This window comes from Bacillus sp. FJAT-27251, from assembly GCF_001273925.1.
Classification (GTDB): Bacteria; Bacillota; Bacilli; order Bacillales; family Cytobacillaceae; genus Mesobacillus_B.
The window spans coordinates 4,338,427-4,355,136 of the sequence record NZ_LIGG01000001.1; the positions used below are offsets into that span (position 1 = coordinate 4,338,427).

Annotated in this window: 17 protein-coding genes and 1 tRNA gene; 6 read left to right on the plus strand and 12 right to left on the minus strand. The window is 44.4% G+C overall.

The genetic code is table 11. The features are described from left to right. The first annotated feature begins 131 nt into the window (after window positions 1-131). A tRNA-Leu gene (locus tag ADU22_RS20400) sits at window positions 132-215 on the plus strand. Between the two features lie 122 nt (window positions 216-337). Here ADU22_RS20400 and ADU22_RS20405 read toward each other — a convergent pair. Next, window positions 338-544 (minus strand): cold-shock protein, encoded by a 207-nt coding sequence (locus tag ADU22_RS20405; RefSeq protein ID WP_046524627.1) that lies wholly within the window; start codon window positions 542-544, stop codon window positions 338-340. Between the two features lie 350 nt (window positions 545-894). Between ADU22_RS20405 and ADU22_RS20410 the strand changes: the two genes are divergently transcribed. After that, entirely contained in the window at window positions 895-1,518 is a 624-nt protein-coding gene (locus tag ADU22_RS20410; protein WP_053363815.1) for a LysE family transporter, read from the plus strand. 127 nt (window positions 1,519-1,645) lie between these two features. Here ADU22_RS20410 and ADU22_RS20415 read toward each other — a convergent pair whose 3' ends face one another. The 3 genes from ADU22_RS20415 to ADU22_RS20425 form a co-directional block, all read right to left on the minus strand. Continuing rightward, a complete protein-coding gene (locus ADU22_RS20415) occupies window positions 1,646-3,016 on the minus strand; it encodes an amino acid permease (protein WP_053363816.1) in 1,371 nt (456 codons plus the stop codon). 517 nt (window positions 3,017-3,533) lie between these two features. Continuing rightward, window positions 3,534-4,103 carry a DMSO/selenate family reductase complex B subunit gene (locus ADU22_RS20420; protein ID WP_053363817.1) on the minus strand — a complete coding sequence of 190 codons (570 nt, stop codon included), beginning with the start codon at window positions 4,101-4,103 and terminating at the stop codon, window positions 3,534-3,536. 17 nt (window positions 4,104-4,120) lie between these two features. Beyond that, window positions 4,121-6,508, minus strand: coding sequence for a DMSO/selenate family reductase complex A subunit (locus ADU22_RS20425; RefSeq protein WP_197280093.1), 2,388 nt, complete (start codon window positions 6,506-6,508; stop codon window positions 4,121-4,123). A 262-nt stretch (window positions 6,509-6,770) separates the two neighbouring features. On the opposite strand from ADU22_RS20425, the gene ADU22_RS20430 reads away from it, so the two are divergent. Further along, window positions 6,771-7,064 (plus strand): DUF6509 family protein, encoded by a 294-nt coding sequence (locus tag ADU22_RS20430; RefSeq protein ID WP_053363818.1) that lies wholly within the window; start codon window positions 6,771-6,773, stop codon window positions 7,062-7,064. 29 nt (window positions 7,065-7,093) lie between these two features. Here the strand turns inward: ADU22_RS20430 and ADU22_RS20435 are convergent, their stop codons facing one another. The 4 genes from ADU22_RS20435 to ku all read right to left on the minus strand — a co-directional run bounded on the left by ADU22_RS20435 (window position 7,094) and on the right by ku (window position 9,650). Then, window positions 7,094-7,489, minus strand: coding sequence for a cytosolic protein (locus ADU22_RS20435; RefSeq protein WP_053363819.1), 396 nt, complete (start codon window positions 7,487-7,489; stop codon window positions 7,094-7,096). A 54-nt stretch (window positions 7,490-7,543) separates the two neighbouring features. Beyond that, window positions 7,544-8,041 (minus strand): metallophosphoesterase family protein, encoded by a 498-nt coding sequence (locus tag ADU22_RS20440; RefSeq protein WP_053363820.1) that lies wholly within the window; start codon window positions 8,039-8,041, stop codon window positions 7,544-7,546. A 60-nt stretch (window positions 8,042-8,101) separates the two neighbouring features. Continuing rightward, window positions 8,102-8,614, minus strand: coding sequence for a hypothetical protein (locus ADU22_RS20445; protein ID WP_053363821.1), 513 nt, complete (start codon window positions 8,612-8,614; stop codon window positions 8,102-8,104). Between the two features lie 187 nt (window positions 8,615-8,801). Then, complete coding sequence (gene ku, locus ADU22_RS20450) at window positions 8,802-9,650, minus strand: non-homologous end joining protein Ku (protein ID WP_053363822.1); 849 nt, start codon at window positions 9,648-9,650, stop codon at window positions 8,802-8,804. Window positions 9,651-9,816: 166 nt separating this feature from the next. Here ku and ADU22_RS20455 point away from each other — a divergent pair, with 166 nt between their 5' ends. Next, complete coding sequence (locus tag ADU22_RS20455) at window positions 9,817-11,658, plus strand: DNA ligase D (RefSeq protein WP_053363823.1); 1,842 nt, start codon at window positions 9,817-9,819, stop codon at window positions 11,656-11,658. Window positions 11,659-11,692: 34 nt separating this feature from the next. On the opposite strand, the gene dapF is transcribed toward ADU22_RS20455, so the two are convergent. Continuing rightward, window positions 11,693-12,649 carry a diaminopimelate epimerase gene (gene dapF, locus ADU22_RS20460; RefSeq protein WP_053363824.1) on the minus strand — a complete coding sequence of 319 codons (957 nt, stop codon included), beginning with the start codon at window positions 12,647-12,649 and terminating at the stop codon, window positions 11,693-11,695. A gap of 153 nt (window positions 12,650-12,802) precedes the next feature. Here dapF and ADU22_RS20465 point away from each other — a divergent pair, with 153 nt between their 5' ends. After that, on the plus strand, window positions 12,803-13,066 hold the full coding sequence (locus ADU22_RS20465) for a hypothetical protein (RefSeq protein WP_069188099.1): 264 nt from the start codon (window positions 12,803-12,805) through the stop codon (window positions 13,064-13,066). A gap of 47 nt (window positions 13,067-13,113) precedes the next feature. Here the strand turns inward: ADU22_RS20465 and ADU22_RS20470 are convergent, their stop codons facing one another. From ADU22_RS20470 to ADU22_RS20480, 3 genes are all read right to left on the minus strand, one after another. Beyond that, complete coding sequence (locus ADU22_RS20470) at window positions 13,114-13,689, minus strand: redoxin domain-containing protein (RefSeq protein ID WP_053363826.1); 576 nt, start codon at window positions 13,687-13,689, stop codon at window positions 13,114-13,116. Window positions 13,690-13,763: 74 nt separating this feature from the next. Next, window positions 13,764-14,534 carry a hypothetical protein gene (locus ADU22_RS20475; RefSeq protein ID WP_053363827.1) on the minus strand — a complete coding sequence of 257 codons (771 nt, stop codon included), beginning with the start codon at window positions 14,532-14,534 and terminating at the stop codon, window positions 13,764-13,766. Between the two features lie 368 nt (window positions 14,535-14,902). Continuing rightward, complete coding sequence (locus ADU22_RS20480) at window positions 14,903-15,754, minus strand: patatin-like phospholipase family protein (protein ID WP_053363828.1); 852 nt, start codon at window positions 15,752-15,754, stop codon at window positions 14,903-14,905. Between the two features lie 174 nt (window positions 15,755-15,928). On the opposite strand from ADU22_RS20480, the gene ADU22_RS20485 reads away from it, so the two are divergent. Then, window positions 15,929-16,708: an undecaprenyl-diphosphate phosphatase gene (locus tag ADU22_RS20485; RefSeq protein ID WP_053364689.1), complete on the plus strand. Its 780-nt coding sequence runs from the start codon at window positions 15,929-15,931 to the stop codon at window positions 16,706-16,708. Window positions 16,709-16,710 lie beyond the last annotated feature (2 nt).

The window sequence follows — 16,710 nt, forward strand, 5'->3', positions numbered from 1 at the left end:
TGATAAAGTTCTAAATTTATTTGTGTTGATAAATAATTCAGAATAATAAAACTTTAAAAAAATCGACAGTTTTCCCTGTTTTTTTTAAAAACCTGTGCTATAATTCTTTTTGTAGCCAGGAAATATTAAACGCGGATGTGGCGGAATCGGCAGACGCGCTAGATTCAGGTTCTAGTGGTAGCAATACCGTGGGGGTTCAAGTCCCTTCATCCGCATATAGAAGAGGCATTGGGATCATCCCAATGCTTCTTTTATTTATATTTTCAATAATCGACTAACTGCACTAACTATCCATATACGGAAAACAGCCGCCCGCAACGGGCGGCTGTTCGTCTTGCTAGCCGGTAATATTCAGGCTGTGGTTATTGACCACTTCCAGTTCTTTTGTCGTTTCTTCCATTACACTATTACAAATCGGGCATGCCGGAACTGCACTGCTTTTAAAATTGTCACGAACCCAGCAGTTACAATCATCTGAAGTACAAACCCAAATTTTTGTTTCCGCAGTGACAATCTCTTCAGGAAGTTTTCTTCCAAATGCCATTACCTCACGCTCCATTTCATGTTTTGTTTCCTGCTAATTAAATAATAAAAAAAACTCATTTATTATAAAAAGCTTTCATCGAACTTCTTATAATAAATGAATTTTCTCGAAATTTAAATCTCCTCTCCTATCATAACACAGTTTGGATTATTTTCCAAAGGCTTCTGCTTCGATTACGGCCTGAACTTTTCGGCCAACTCTCTAATAATATGCTCAAGTTAAGATAAAATACTCGTGATTCGAAAAAATTTATCTTTTTGCTGCCAATTGTGATGCTCCTTCATACTGCAAGCCATCCCGGAATATATTTGTACAAGCATCAATTTAGGAAGTGTATGGAGGTAGCCATCTTGAGTGTTTTTCTAAGTTACGTATTTTTAGGTTTATCACTGGCCGCCCCAATAGGTCCGGTGAATGCTGCCCAAATGGATAAAGGGATAAAAAGCGGCTTCTTGCATTCCTGGCTTTTGGGCCTAGGGGCGCTGACCGCTGATATCGTGTATATGCTTGCCGTTTACATGGGCTTGGTACACTTTTTGGAAACCCCTTTTATGCAAAGCTTCCTTTGGCTATTCGGCTTCTTTGTGCTGATGTATACGGGCATTGAGACCATTACCGGCGCAGGCAAGGTGGAGCTGGAAGCGCGAGGCCAATCGGAATCAGGATTCAAATCCTTTCTCTCAGGCTTCCTGATGTCCATTTCAAATCCGCTGACTATTTTATTCTGGCTGGGCATCTACGGTTCTGTTCTGGCAAAGACAGCAACGGAATACGGTACCGAGGAATTGATTCTCTACAGTTCGGCCATCATCCTGGGGCTGGTGACCTGGGATATTGTAATGGCAGGCATCTCCAGCAGCGCTCGTTTGCTGCTAACTGCCCGGATCCTCGCATTCGTTTCCATTCTTTCCGGTCTATCACTGATTGGATTCGCAATCTATTTTGGGGCACAGGCGCTTAAACTATTTTTCTGAAGTGCCCGGCGGAAGCCATCCCTGCCAAGGGACCTTTGCACAAACTCATACAGCCCACGCCTCCTTAAGCAGGAAACGCCGGCTGTTTTTCACGTTTACAGGCTCTGGCACCGAAACCTATGGCACATTATTGATACCGCGGACGAGGCACCTTTATTTCTCCTTCCTTATCTTTATTCTTTTTCCTTTTATCCACCGCATTTTTTAAGAACAGAATAAGCCCAATTATCCCAAGAAATAAAAGGGATATAAAAAAGCCAGGCCTGCTTGTTTTTTCAAAAAGGGTCCCGCTTACGGCTGCTAGAATCAGGATGATGCCTCCATACCGCTTTATTTGGTCAAGGCTGGTCAATTTTATGACCTTTTTATAGGAAAAGAGAAGGAACAGCCAGTTATAAATTAACATTAACCCTGCTGCGGTAGTCAAATACTCATAGATACGGTCAGGCATGGCAAGTGCCAAAATGATGGAGGTGATCAGCCCCAGAATGGTAAGACCAAGGGCGAAGTGGGGAACCTTCAATTTGCCCTTTTTAGCCAATATCTCGGGTGCATCTCCATCCTTGGCAAGTGTAACGATCATGCTTGTCACTGCAAATAGCGAGGCACACATCGTGGAGAAACCTGCGACAATCATTGCCCCATTGAATAAATGGGGGACGAATGGCAGCTTGTAATGATCCAAGGTGGTTACGAATGGGCTTTCTTTTGTACTGAAATCATTAAAAGGAACCAATATCACTGTCAGCGAGATAGCCAATAGATAAATGGAGACCAGCAAAAGAAGCATCACTTTTCCTGCTTTAGGAGAATCTTTCTTATTTTTCAGCCTGGGAGCCATTATCCCCATAATTTCAATTCCTCCAAAGGCATAAAAGGCAAATATGAGTGCCGTCCACACCCCCATGTATCCGCCAGGGAGGAAATTATCGAAGGTCTTTGCCAGATTGACTTCATGTCCTGCACCATTAAACACTCCAAAAACCGCCATAGTTGCGATGATGAGGAACATGAATATCGCTGCAACCTTTATGATCGCAAAGAGATTTTCCATCTTCTCGAATCCCCTTGTCCCGGTCAAAACCACGGCAAGGCCCAAAACCGCATACCCGGTGGCAAAAACCCAAAGCGGAATGTCCGGAAACCAGAACCGGGAAAATAGCGATAAAGCGGTCAATTGACTCCCCATGATCAGAAGCTCTGAACTCCAATATACCCAGCCGCTCGAAAATCCTGCCCAATGGCCATAGGCCTTTTTGGCGTAAGAGCGAAAAGAGCCTTTCTGCGGGTCCTTTGCCGACATTTTTGCCAAGGCATCAAATACAAAATATGTTCCTGCAGCGGCAAGTGCAAACACGATAATGGCTGAGGGCCCTGTTATCGTGATGGCGAGGGCAGAACCAAGAAAAAAACCTGTGCCGATTATACAGCCGATGCCAATCATCGAAAGCTGCCACCACTCCAGTTTTGCGTCTTTAGCCGAGCCACTTTTACTCATTGATCATCCCTCCCTAATCAAATGTTATTCTTTGATTCAGAGGAACTATTTATGTAACGGGAAACACCCTCTGGGGAAATCACATGTATTCATGCTCTATGTTACTGAAAAAGAAAATGCAATTCGCAACTGGCTCCGTTTCCTATCGTAAATTTGCATTTCCGACCTCCGATTATCGATATAGTGTATGTATGAGAATTCTTAGGAGGAGAATTTCCTGCTAATGCATAAAAGGGACGCTTAAGGTGCTGATATAAACGGAGATATTCCGATTAACTGCTCCAAATAAGGCTAAATCCGATGATTTGGATAATATAACCGGAAAAGCTTCCCTTATTTTTAGAGAAATAAGGGTATTTCCCAATTTAGCCGGAATTTTGCCGTTTATATTTCACACCAAAGAATAATAAACCATAGCCTAAGCTCACATCAAAAAAAAATAAACCTTCAAATTACCAGACAATCTGAAGGTTATTTTCCATTGATTTATTCGTGTTTTCTATGCAATTCACACTCTCTATATGGCATTGGGATGGGGAGTGATCACAATATTCGGTTCCGTAACAGGATTCGGCATCCCCTTTACCACGTTTATTTTCCCGTATTTTTTTTGCAGTTCCGCTATTGGCCCAAACTCAATCGCCCGCTGTGGACAGGTGGTTACGCAAACCGGCGCCTCCCCTTTTACCCTAAGGTCCAGGCAACTGTCGCATTTCGCCATCTTTAGGAGTTTTTTATTGAATTGAGGTGCACCGTATGGACAGGCGCGGACGCAAAACCTTGTTCCTATGCACTTCTCTTGGTCGACAATGACAATTCCGTCCTCCTCCCGCTTCATGATGGATTGGGTCGGACAGCTTGGCAGACACGCTGGTGACGTGCAATGATTGCATGAAATTGAAAAGTAATAGCCGGTGACAGCCTGAATTATAGTGCTGCCATCTAAGGTGAATGATCCATTCTCGAATTCGTAGACACGCCGGAAATTCATTCCTGTGTCCAAATCGTTCTTGTCCTTGCAGGATACTGAGCAAGCCTTGCAGCCTACACAGCGGCTTTGGTTAATGTAAAAACCCATCTGTGGCATCTTTAATCACTCCTTTCCTACGCTTTTTTTACATCGACCAAATTAGTCAGCTGCGGATTGGCCTTTGCCAGTGGTGTTGGCCGCTGTGCAGTAAGAACATTGACAGAACCCCGCTGGTCGATTCCTGTCTGGTCCGGAGTAAACCATGCCCCCTGAGGAATACCTGCTACACCCGGCATGATTTTTGCTGTCACTTTCACATCGATATAAATTTCTCCCCTGTCATTAAAAACCTTTGCCCTGTCCCCGTCTTTTATTCCCCGTACTTTTGCATCTTTGGGATTCAGCCACATTTCCTGCTTGGCTGCTTCTTCAAGCCAGGGATTGTTATCGTGGGTAGAGTGGCACCTCCGCTTATAATGCCAGCTAATCAGCTGGAGCGGATATTTTTCCTTCAGCGGGTCTTCAGGTCCCTCCCATGCAGGGACATACTTGCCAAGTGCCGGAATTTCATCGTGTTTGTTCATATCCCAAAGCGCCTTCGAAAATAATTCGATCTTTCCGGATGGTGTCTCGAAGGGGATTTTCCCTTCAACCTGCTCCTTAAATCCCACAAGGGGTTCATCAAAGGAGAAATGGTGTATGCCCTTTTGGCTGAACTCTTCAAAAGACGGAAAATCAGGGTCCATTTCCTCCCTCGTCCGCTCAATGCATACCTTAACCCAGTCAAGCATCGTTTTTCCTCCGGTAAATTCCTCTTTCAATCCGAAATGGGCGGCGATATCGGCAAAAACATCATACTCATTACGGCATTCATATAGAGGCTCAATGACTTTTCCGCCAAATACAACATAGTCCCCATAACACCAGGGAACTCCTATGTCCCAGCGCTCAAAGAATGTTGTACCGGGAAGAAGGATATCGGCAAATTTGGCACTCGGTGTCATAAAAATATCGCTCACTACAATAAATTCGACCTTATTTTCATCTTCCAGCATTTTAGTTGTTTTATTAATGTCCGAGTGCTGATTTACAAGCATGTTGCCTGCAATATTAAAAATCATTTTGATATTGGAGTCCAGTTTGTCAACTCCCTCCAGGCCGTCTTCGGGTGTCAGTTCCGTGCCTCTCTCCACAGCTTGGGTCCATAGAAAGCATGGAATCGATGCTTTTACCGGATTCTCGAAGGTTATTGGATAGACAACGCCAGAACGGGACCAGTAGCCTGTTCCAGCTGCCCATCCGCCCAATTTGCCGACATTGCCTGTCAAAGATGCAAGCTGGGCTCCTCCGCGGATAACCTGCTCGCCGTATGCATGCCTCTGGGGACCCCATCCCTGCATAAGGGCCGCAGGCTTGGCAGTGGCATAATCCCTTGCTACCTCCCTGATTTTGGCTGCGGGCACTCCGCAAATCTTTTCGGCCCACTCCGGGGTTTTAGCCACTCCGTCCTTTTCTCCAAGGAGATAACTTTTTAAAGACTCCTTCCCTGGTACACCTTCCGGCATTTGTTCCGAACTGAATCCAAGGCAATGCTTTTCCACAAATTTCTTGTCATACAGGTTTTCTGTTACAATCACATAGGCCATAGCATCCATCATGGCGTTATCCGTCGTCGGCAAAATCGGAATCCACTCATCAGCAAAACCTACTGAAGTGTCCGTGTATCTTGGGTCAATCACAATGATTTTGGCCCCGCGTTTTTTTGCTTCACGCAAAAAATGCATATAGGGAGTTGAATTGATCATTTCCGCAGGGTTTTGACCCCAAAGGATCATATACCTTGTATGCAGCAGGGAGTCGAAACTGCTGCCCGAATTATTGGTTCCATAGGTATAGGGTGTAGCAATATTTGCAGCGCCGGAACTGTAATCATTTCTGTAATTCAAATACCCGCCCGTCATCGCCAGAAGCTTTCTGGCCATGTTCCGACCGCTGAACAGCCCCCACGACTGGCCGGAAGCATAGTTGACATACCTAGAAGCTGGACCATATGTATCACCAATCCGCTTCATTTGGCTGGCTATCGTTTCAATTGCCTCCTCCCAGCTGATTCTTTCAAACTTTCCTTCTCCCCTTTTACCGACGCGCTTCATCGGATATTTTAAACGGTCGGGATGGTATAGCATTTTCCTGTATCCCCTCCCCCTTATACAGGCCCGCATTTGCGGAGTAAGTGGATTTTCTCCACTTTCATCCGTGCTGATCCTGACTACCGTCCCATCCTTGACATGTGCTCTAATGACACAGCGGCCGCCACAATTATTAATGCTGCACGTTGAAATGATGGTTTCAGGAGTATCTTCAAGTGTCGATGCTGTGAGGGGGCCACCATTTTCCTGCAGGAATTTCTTTGTGCCTATCCCGCCGATAACAGCTGGAACCCCGATGGCACCAGTCCATTTTAAAAAGGTCCGTCTCCTGATTTTTTTATTCAGCATGTCTTCCATCTTGTGATGATCCATATTCGTTCTCCTCCAATCGCCAGCCAGCATTTGTGATTGTTTTCACAATAGATTATTCATCTTCCTTTCCCTCAAATTTAATTTTATCTTTCCCACTGCTGAACAGATAGAGCACAAGAAAAGCTTTCACATATCGTTCATAAGGATATGAATTCAGCGTTCATAATTTAATGGTTGTATTTGCCCGCGTCCTCAGAGTTGATTCTTTTATTGACTTTCGATATATAATAGGATGAGAAACTATAAAAAGGATGATGAATGAATGAACATTACCGGACATACTGTAGAATATCTCGAGGACCCGTTTGGCCTTCTTTCCGGGGATCGGTACGAATTCTTTTTAAATATTGAAGTGGATGAGGAAGATGAACTATATACTGAGAACGGACTCCAGCTTAAGGTCATTTATTCTGTAGGGGATGAAGGTTCAAAGATCCTGCAATATTATTTTATGGAACGCGCCAATGAAAAAGTGCTGGACTTTGCCCTGGAAGACGAGGAAGAAGGACTTGTAGCGGCCTATTGCCAAGAGCACTTGCCAAATGAAGAGGCATAAAAAAAGCAGGAATGACTCCTGCTTTTTTTTCATCCCTCCATTTTTCGGCCTTCCTCCACAATATGGTACATCAGGTGAGCCAGGTGGTGCACCGGCCCGTAAGCTTCTTCTTCTTCGCTCGTTTCCTCATTGAATTCGAGGTCATTCAGGTATAAGGCGGTGAATTCATAAAAATCTTTCAACTCAAAGCCATAGCAAGCAGTGGGATCTTCATTGCCTTCCTCATACTGCAAAACCAAATAGGAAATATTCCCTTCACTGTCCTCTCCATCAAAAAAGACAAAAAATCCGATATTAGTGTCAAGTTCAAATAAATGTCTGGTGCCGCCTTCAGTGACACGCTCGAAATCAGACTCATCAAGTTTTTGTACCGTCATCTGTTCAACCTGGTCTTCCGCATGGAAATTCACTTTAAAGGATTTCATCATAGCCCTCCTCGTATCTTATTGCCATGTTATTTTGCTCTCATTGGTTCCTCGCTACACCTTGTCAGGATAGTAGATATGGCGCGCTTCGATTGTACTTCCTATGTTTATCAAACCGAAGGAAAACTGTTCCTGCCGGCGTTTATCGGTTGCCGACCCAGGATTAAAAAGGAGTAATCCATCTTCCTCTTGATGGAATGGAATATGAGAGTGACCAAAAATGATACAATCCACCTTTTCACCGGCAAAGGCGGATTTCGCTCTGTTTACTGTACTTTTTCCTCTGCCGTGTCCATGAACGACTCCTATTTTAAATCCTTCGATAAGAACCAATTCCCGGCTGTTCAGCACTCTTCCCAGCTCGGGACTGTCTACATTTCCGGTTACACCGGTAACGTTTCCATAGGCTGACAGTTCCTGGTAAACATCGAGAGTCTGCCAATCTCCTGCGTGAATGATCAAGTCGGCTGTTTCCATTTCCCGAATGAGAGGCAGCGGGAATTTCCTGGCCCTTTTGGGGATATGGGTGTCCGAGATGACAACGATTTTCATGGCCTTCATCCCCTTTTATGTCCACTGTTCCCGTCCATCCCACATAATAACCATTTTAACTCAGTTTTTCCTTTTATATTCGGTCACATCATAATAGTCGCGGGTTTCACGATAACCATTGAACTCAACATCCAGGTCATGGAAATACCGGTGCAGCTTTAACAGAGTCTGCTTTTCCTTGGATCCCGACTCTACTGCCTGTGCATATCCCTGGATTTGTTCCAAATCCTGCTGCAGGGCAGGATGATCGGTTTCAACCTCTGCTATCACATCCAGGATTTCTTCGGCAATCTCTTTCTGTTCGGGCCAGTCTACCGAATCAATACCGCCCCAGCCCAAGGAATTATTATACTCTTTATGAAAGTGATCAATAAAGTCCCCAACACTGTTATACCCATTTACTTGCCCATCATCCTTGAACTGGGCAACGGTTTCGGTTGCAGCCGGACCCCCATCTGATTTTTCCATTTTCCCACCTGTCTTCAGGGAATAGTATCCATAATAGGCTCCTGCAATTACCCCAATGATTCCAATGATCATCATGCTTGTTTTCCAAATCGATTTTTGTTTCATCCCACTGAGCCCCCTGTTTTTCCACCCGATTCCTATTAATTTTGACATTCAATAGCCAGGTTCCTTTTAAAACTACCAATTTCGCTTATTTTCTTCAAAAAAAAAGACTGCCAACAATTGTCAGCAGTCCTGCTTGCAGCATCTTGAATTGAAAAAATTACAGCTTGCCTTGCCTCGCCATTTTACCTTAAGCTTCTTTTTTTGCTTTGGTTGCCACCCGTTTGCGTTTGGCACTTTCTTTTTTTGGCTTTTCCGCTTTTTCCGGTTTGGTCCGGTCAATGGATGCCTGGAGGGCGGCCATAAGGTCGGTAACATTTGCCACAGGATCCTTTTCTTTTGCCGTGACAATTTCTTTCCCGGTCCGCTTGCTTTCAATTAATTCGAGCAATGCTGTTCGATACTCATCATTATATTTTTCCGGCTCAAAATCTGTTGTCAGCTGGTCAATGAGCATCTTAGCCGTTTCAAGCTCCTTATCTGTCACTTTGTCTTCGGCAGGAACGTTCGGAACATCCGCCGCCTTTCTGACTTCATCCGGATAATGGATGGTTTCCATTACAAGTGTATTGTCATAAACCCTGATGATTGCCAGTTGTTCTTTCGCGCGGATGATAATTTTCGCCAATCCTACTTTTTCGGTTTCCTGCAACGCTTTCCGCAAGAGTGAATAAGCCTTGCCTCCACCTTCGTTGGGAGACATGAAATAGCTGCGATTATAATAAATAGGATCTATATCGCTCATTTTTACAAAATCAATGATTTCTACCGCTTTTTCTTCATTTTCTTTCCTAAGGTTCTCAAGCTCCTCATCTTCGAGGACCACATACTTCCCTTTAGTGTACTCATATGCCTTTACGATATCTTCTGGTTTAAGCTCTTCCTCGCAATTCGAACAGACTTTTTCATACTTGACTGGTGAGTGGCATTTTTTATGAAGCGTGCGCAGCTTAATGTCTTTGTCTTCTGTTGCCGTATGGAGCTTGATTGGGATATTGACCAGCCCAAAGGAAATGCTGCCTTTCCACATAGTATGCATTGGCAAATCTCCATTCTCATGATGTTTTTTTTATATTGTGCTCCAACCCAAATCATCATCCATATCAAGTTTTGCCAATGTGTAAGTTCTTGCCCTTTCTGGAATGATAAAAGAAGTTCCTGTTTTTTAAGCATCTCATATCAATCTTGCTGAAAGGAGCCCCGAAATGAAACCAATGCTGCCTACACTGGCATTTGAGCCTCCCATGGGGAAAGAGTGGAGCTATGAGGTTAAATATGATGGTTTCCGCGCATTTCTTGAATGGGACCAGGAGATTAAGCTGACAAGCCGGAATGGAAAGTCCCTGGCCGGAATTTTCCCTGAAATCACTGAGTTCCTGCAAGCCAGCAAGGAGGTTCTCAAGCCTTTTCTCCCTTTGCTGTTGGATGCGGAGCTTGTTGACCTCGCCAATTCCTATAAAGCGGATTTCGGCTCCATCCAGGTAAGAGGGAGAATGAGGTCTCCTGAAAGAATTAGGGAAAAAGCAAGCAAGAGACCATGCAGGCTCATCGTATTTGATGTATTAGAATTAAGGGGTGAAAATTATAGAAATCATCCCCAAAACGCCAGGAGAAAGGTTCTCGAAGACTTCTTTGCTAAAACCGGCTTCGCTTCATTTCCCGACCCAGACTCCCCTTCGCTCCTGCAGCTTGTTCCTTCGGAAACTGATTTTAGGAGCGTTTGGGAACAGGTTATCCTGCATGATGGTGAGGGACTTGTCGCCAAGCATCAGGAAAGCCTATGGGAAGAAGGAAAACGGACCGACAAATGGATTAAATTCAAGAATTTCAAGTTCGTCAATTGCTTCGTAACGGCCTATGAAAAGTCCAACGGCTATTTCTATGTTTCCGTTTATAAAGGAGAAGCTATATTTTCACTAGGCGCAGTCCTATTTGGCTTTAAGCCCGATGAAAAAGCCGCCTTGTTCCAGACGATCAAAGCCAACCAGTCACATGAGGATGACCAGTTCATTTATGTGGAACCTGCCATTTGCCTTGAAGTTAAATACCTTGAAATATACGACCAGCAAATGAGAGAGCCTCATTTTCACCAATTCAGATTCGATCTTAAGCCTGGCGACTGTACATTTGACCTTTTTGCCCGGCAGCAAAGAAATTTGCCGCAGGATGTTGAGATTACCCATCCCGATAAACCCATTTGGGAGGATCCATTAATCCAAAAATCCGATTTTATCCAATATCTAAGGGAAATTTCCCCTTTTATGCTGCCTTTCCTCCAAAACCGGCTGTTAACGGTTATCCGGTTTCCGCATGGTATGCTTGGGGAAGCGTTTTACCAAAAAAACTGTCCGGATTATGCACCGGAATTTATCGAAACTTCCCTGTCGGAAGGAATCAACTATATAGTTTGCAATGATTTGAAAACATTGATGTGGCTGGGCAACCAGATTGCAATTGAATACCACATTCCATTCCAGACCATCGGCCGCTCCGGCCCGGATGAAATCGTTTTTGATTTGGACCCGCCATCCCGGGATTACTTCCACTTGGCAATAAGGGCAGCACTATTGATAAAAGAGGTGCTTGACCAGCTTAATCTGAAAGGCTTCATCAAAACCTCGGGCAATAAGGGGCTTCAAATTTACATCCCGCTTCCGTCAGATATGTATACTTATGAAGATACCAGGCTGTTCACCTCTTTTATCGCCAATTATCTTGTCTCCAGGGAACCTGACTCCTTCACAATTGAACGTTTAAAAAAACACAGGGGCAACCGCCTCTATGTTGATTATGTCCAGCATGCGGAAGGTAAGACGATTATCTGCCCCTTTTCTCCCCGGGGGAAGCAGCAGGCAAATGTTGCCGCACCGTTATTCTGGGATGAAGTGAACGAGGATTTGAGGATAGGGGATTTTACGGTTTTAAACATGATTGAGCGTATAAATAAACTTGGATCTCCCTTTGCCGATTATTTTAAGGTGAAAGAGACCCAAAAATTGGCGCCTGTACTGGACTTTCTCAGGAAAGAGGGTAAAAAGCCCATTTAAAAAGCCTCCGGAAGCAATTCCGGAGGCTTTGTTATCAGGCAATAATGGCGCGGGCATGCTCCTGCAGCTTTTTGTAGGATTCTTCTTCTGAAAACTCCTGCATTTCCACAACCTGATAGCTGTCCCGGTCAATGGCAGCCTTGTACAAGTATGTGGCATTTCCAATCAGGTCAATGGTATAGGTATCACCATGCTTGTGAACCATACATTGCACCATTCCGCCGTTATTATAGACTGAGATTGCCTCTTCGAAAGCATTGTCCCCAGTCAGGCAGGTGACTAGCGAGGATGCCGACATGGCTGTCCCGCATGCGTTCGTGAACCCCACACCCCGCTCAAAGGTGCGCACGTAAATTTCCCGGTCGCCAACCTTCCTGATGAAACTCACATTCACTCCGTCAGGGAACAGTTCGTTAGGTCCATTTACTTTTTCACTAAGCTCTTTTTGCATCCCTGACTCCAGATGTTCCCTGGAAACCATTGCAACAAGATGCGGATTGGGGACGGCAAGTGCCGTAAACACCAATCCATCAGACAGTTCAGGCAGCTTTTCCTGGATAAGGGCATCTCTATCAAGATTTAGCGGCAGGTCACTGAGCTTGAACGACACCGGGGAAATTTCTACCTGGTAAGTAGGGATTCCCGGGTAAATTTCGGCTTCCTTCCGAACCTGCAAATCTGCCTTCATTGTTTCGATAAGAGCCTGCTCAACCCCCAGCTTCTCACAGACATAACGGGCCGCACAGCGCAGGCCGTTTCCGCACATTGATGCCTCTGACCCGTCACTGTTAAACACGCGCATGATTGCATCTGCCTTTTCACTCTGCAGGATAAATAGGATCCCATCGGCGCCAAGCGACTTACCACGGTTGCATAGCGCTATTGCCAGCTCCCGACGGCCTTCTTCCGAAAACCCATAGTCTTTATCCATTTCATCAATCAAAAGGAAATCATTTCCTGAACCATGGCATTTTATAAGTTCGATCATCATGATGGCAGCCTCCCAAAATAGTCATTAGTCATTTATCCCGCATTAACTGGAAGTAGAAAATCCCCACAGAATGAAGTTTCACTTTATAATAAAAGATGCCATAGTTTGAATGAATCTTCAACCGAAAAAATTGCTTTTCCAAGGAGCCAGCCCATGAAATTCAAATTTTCCATAACGAAAATCGTAAACGCAAACCCTTCCCTGAATGAAAAAATAGTTTATGTTGATACAATGGTCACAGACCTTCATCAAAATAAAACGACTGGGAATATCAGAGTCCGGTTCAATGACCATGGCATTTTTCCTGTTCCGGAGGACATCGCTTCCTTCACTTCCCAATTATCGTTACGGCGCCTGGTGGCAGTTGAGCTCAAACGGTATATCAAGCCTCAAAAAAGGTGGCTGGAACCCGACTAGGAAACAGGCAAACCGGCAGGCAAAAATCGAGACGCCTCCCTATCCCGTCATGGCAGCTTTTTGAGTTCCCTTTCAATGAACTCCTCTGTCATCCCGCCAATGGCAACACTTCGTATCACACCATCCGAATCGATAAAAAAGCTGGTCGGATACGCCATGATTTCATAATGGCTGAAAACCTGGTTTTTATCATCCATTGGGATCCTGAAAGTAAGATCATGCTCCTCGACGAAACGTACTACATCCTCTCTGGACTTTTCCGTAACGGTCATATTGACGGCCAATACCTCGAAGCCTTCACTTTTGTATTTCTCATAAAACTTTTGCATATAGGGCATCTCCGCTTTGCAGGGCGGGCACCAAGTTGCCCAAAAGTTAAGAAGAACTTTCTTTCCCCTATAATCACTTAAATTGAACGTTTCTCCATTCAAATCTGTCAGGGTAAAATCAGGAGCGCGGTTTCCCTGTTCAATGCCTTCCTGAAGCTTGTCAGGGTCTTCGATCTTCTCATATTTACCTCCAAGGGCCGCCTGATTGATTATGCCTTTTTCTTTTAACACCGTTTTGTCTAAAAAAAATAAAATGGCTAAGATCGCCGCAGCCAAAACCAAAAATTTCTTCAACCGATTTCTTCCCTTCTGTACTCTCGCTGCTACTATTTTATAACGTATCCATTTAATAAATCATTAAAAATGCATCAATGGTCGGCATACTCGTAATGGCGGGCAACCGCAGCCAATGACATCAGCTTTTCCTCATTGCTGGATGCAGGCTCGAACGAAAGCACTGGGGTATTGACGCTAAAGCGTTGGCTCCATTCAACAGGAAGCCAGCCTATTTGAAGCCTTGCCATTTTTTTTTTGCCCTTCTGAAAGAAAATGCTTGTATACAAACTGGATTCATCCACTCTTTGTATTTTCCCTCCATCTTCAAGAGTTTGTCCAGATTTAGTTTTTTGGTCATAGCTGCCAATCCCCGTTTCATCAGGGAGCATAACATCCACTGAAATGCCCTTCATCATTATTACAGCAAGCATCTTTCCATTGCTGTCAAATATGCCATACTTCTTTTTCACCCTCTTGTCGATTATTTCAGGCAAAATCCACCGCCAGACTTTCGCTTCCAATTCCCTTATTTCACCCGCAAGTCTTCCGCAAGGATGGAAAAGCAGCAATCTGAGGGCAGGAGCAGGTGCCATTGCAAGCAGTAGATCCTCACACTGTAAAAATGGAACCTGTCCAAACTTTGGGTCAACACCTGCAGATTCCTTGCTTTTCCTTCTGTAAACCAAAAAAGACTGAAAATGTATGTAAGCAAAAACGAAAAACGGAATTCCTGCCAAGCCAAAGGGCGGCCTAATTTGTATAAGGAGGCATGCAGACAGGAAGGCAGCAAGGCAAAACAGTGTTAGAATGCATGCATTCAGATAGGATCGGGCTTTTTGCAGGTAATATTGCCGGATGCTCATTTCAATCATTCCTCGCTATTTACTAGTTACTCTATTGTATTGGCATCCCGGCAGAATCATTCTAGCAAAATTCATAAGATTTCCTGAGTAGAGTTCTTCTCTTTACCAAATGAAGCAGCCGTAAAATATAAAGAAACCTAATCTTCATTTGAAGAACAGCCAACCGTTGAGTGACCTCGGCAGCCATTTTATTTTGTCTTCTATCTTTAAAAATTCACCGTATTAATTTAATTTAATTTAATGATATTGAGTAATGCTTTCCGAAATAGAGTTGTTTATTTGCGCTCCAGGCCTATGAGCATAAACACAAAATCGCCGAGAAAGATGCCCTTTCTCGACAAGCTGACCGTCCTTCATTGAAGAACAGCTTATTTCTGCCAGGCTGCTAGTGGGCCAATTGCTTGTTTGGCATCCTCATAGCCTTGTTGATAAAGTTTTTCAAGCTTCGCTGGGTTTCTCTCCATCCTGCTAACCTCAAGAGGCAAGGATGGCCTAATTATGAATACGCGCCCCTTTTTCTCTTCCTCATCAAGATGGGCCAAGGTGTCATTATATAATTGATAGCGTTTGGCTAAAGCCATCTGCAGACCTGTATAGCGGGGATATTTTCGTTTCGTGAGGAAATTCAATTTGGACGGTTTTTTAACGTACCCCTTATTCTGGGTCAATATCACAACATTTCTTTTATTTCCGTCACGTTCCGATTTTTTAATAGGGATTGGATCGCTGATACCTCCGTCAAGAAGGACCTTATTTTTGTAATGGATTTCCGGTGCGAAAAACGGCAATGAACTGGATGCCCTGATAATTTTCAGCATATCCTGCCCATACTCCTCTTTTTTAAAATAAACAGGCTCGCCTGTTATACAGTCAGTGGTTCCGACCACAAACTCTGATTGACTTTTATAAAATTCATCATAATGATAGGGGACGAGCTTGTTGGGAATTTCATCGAAAATAAAATCCATGCCAAAAGCCTGGCCCGTTTTGATCAGGTTGCTCCATGAAAGATAGCGGGGATCAGAGATAAAATTGATATTGACCTTTTTGTTTCTCCCTCTTTGTTTCGATAGGTATGAAGCCGCGTTCGCTGCACCGGCTGACACCCCGATAACATAAGGGAAGAAAAGTTCCTGCTCAAGGAAGAATTCCAGGACCCCTGCCGTATAAACCCCGCGCATCCCTCCTCCTTCCAGAACAAGTCCAGCATTGATCATCATGTTCCACCCTTCCTTCCTTGTAAAAATTTTCTTTTAAAATTATTTTAGCATAACAGGCAGCCAGAAACTGAGGCAAAGCTTCCACCCCTGTCCCTCAGCACGATATATGTTCTTGTTTGGGACAACTTGAATACATTTGTTATACAAGGGAATTTCTATGGAGGTAATGAAATGATGTCAAAAATTGAAGCATTTATTCTTGGAATCATCCAGGGATTTACTGAATTCCTGCCCATTTCAAGTACAGGCCATCTATATTTGGGCAGACATCTTTTTGGGCTTGATGAAGCAGGTTTATTTCTCGATACGATGCTTCATACAGGCACGCTGCTGGCAGTCCTTGTCATTTATAAAGAAGAACTGTTTGGCATCCTGAAAAACCCTTTCGGAAAAACCTCTCTGCTCCTTGTCATTGGCACCATACCCGCCGTGGCCGCGGGCGTCCTTTTTGATGATTTTTTTGATTCCATTTCAAAAACCGGGCAAACGATTGGATGGGAATTCCTTCTTACAGGGATGATTCTTTGGATGGCGGATGGAATCAGGAATGGGCGCAAAAAAATGGATCAGATCACTTATGGCGATGCCTTTATCATCGGGCTGTTCCAGTCAGCCGCCATCATGCCGGCTCTTTCCCGTTCAGGGCTGACCATTGCCGCTGGCTTATGGCGAAAACTGGACCGCGAAACAGCTGCCTATTTCTCATTTTTATTATCGATACCAGCCATCGCAGGCGGGGKTGCCTACAAACTCCCCGAACTTTTCTCAGGGAACGCGGAGGCGGTTTCGCTGGGAAGTCTGCTCGTTGCCACGATTGCTGCCGCTCTTTGCGGGTATGCGGCCATTGTCTGGATGCTACAATTCCTGCAAAAAAAATCGCTTAAAATCTTTGCGGTCTACGTGTGGGTCTTGGGGGTATCTGTATTGATCCTGCAGTATACCGGAATGTTTTAAGG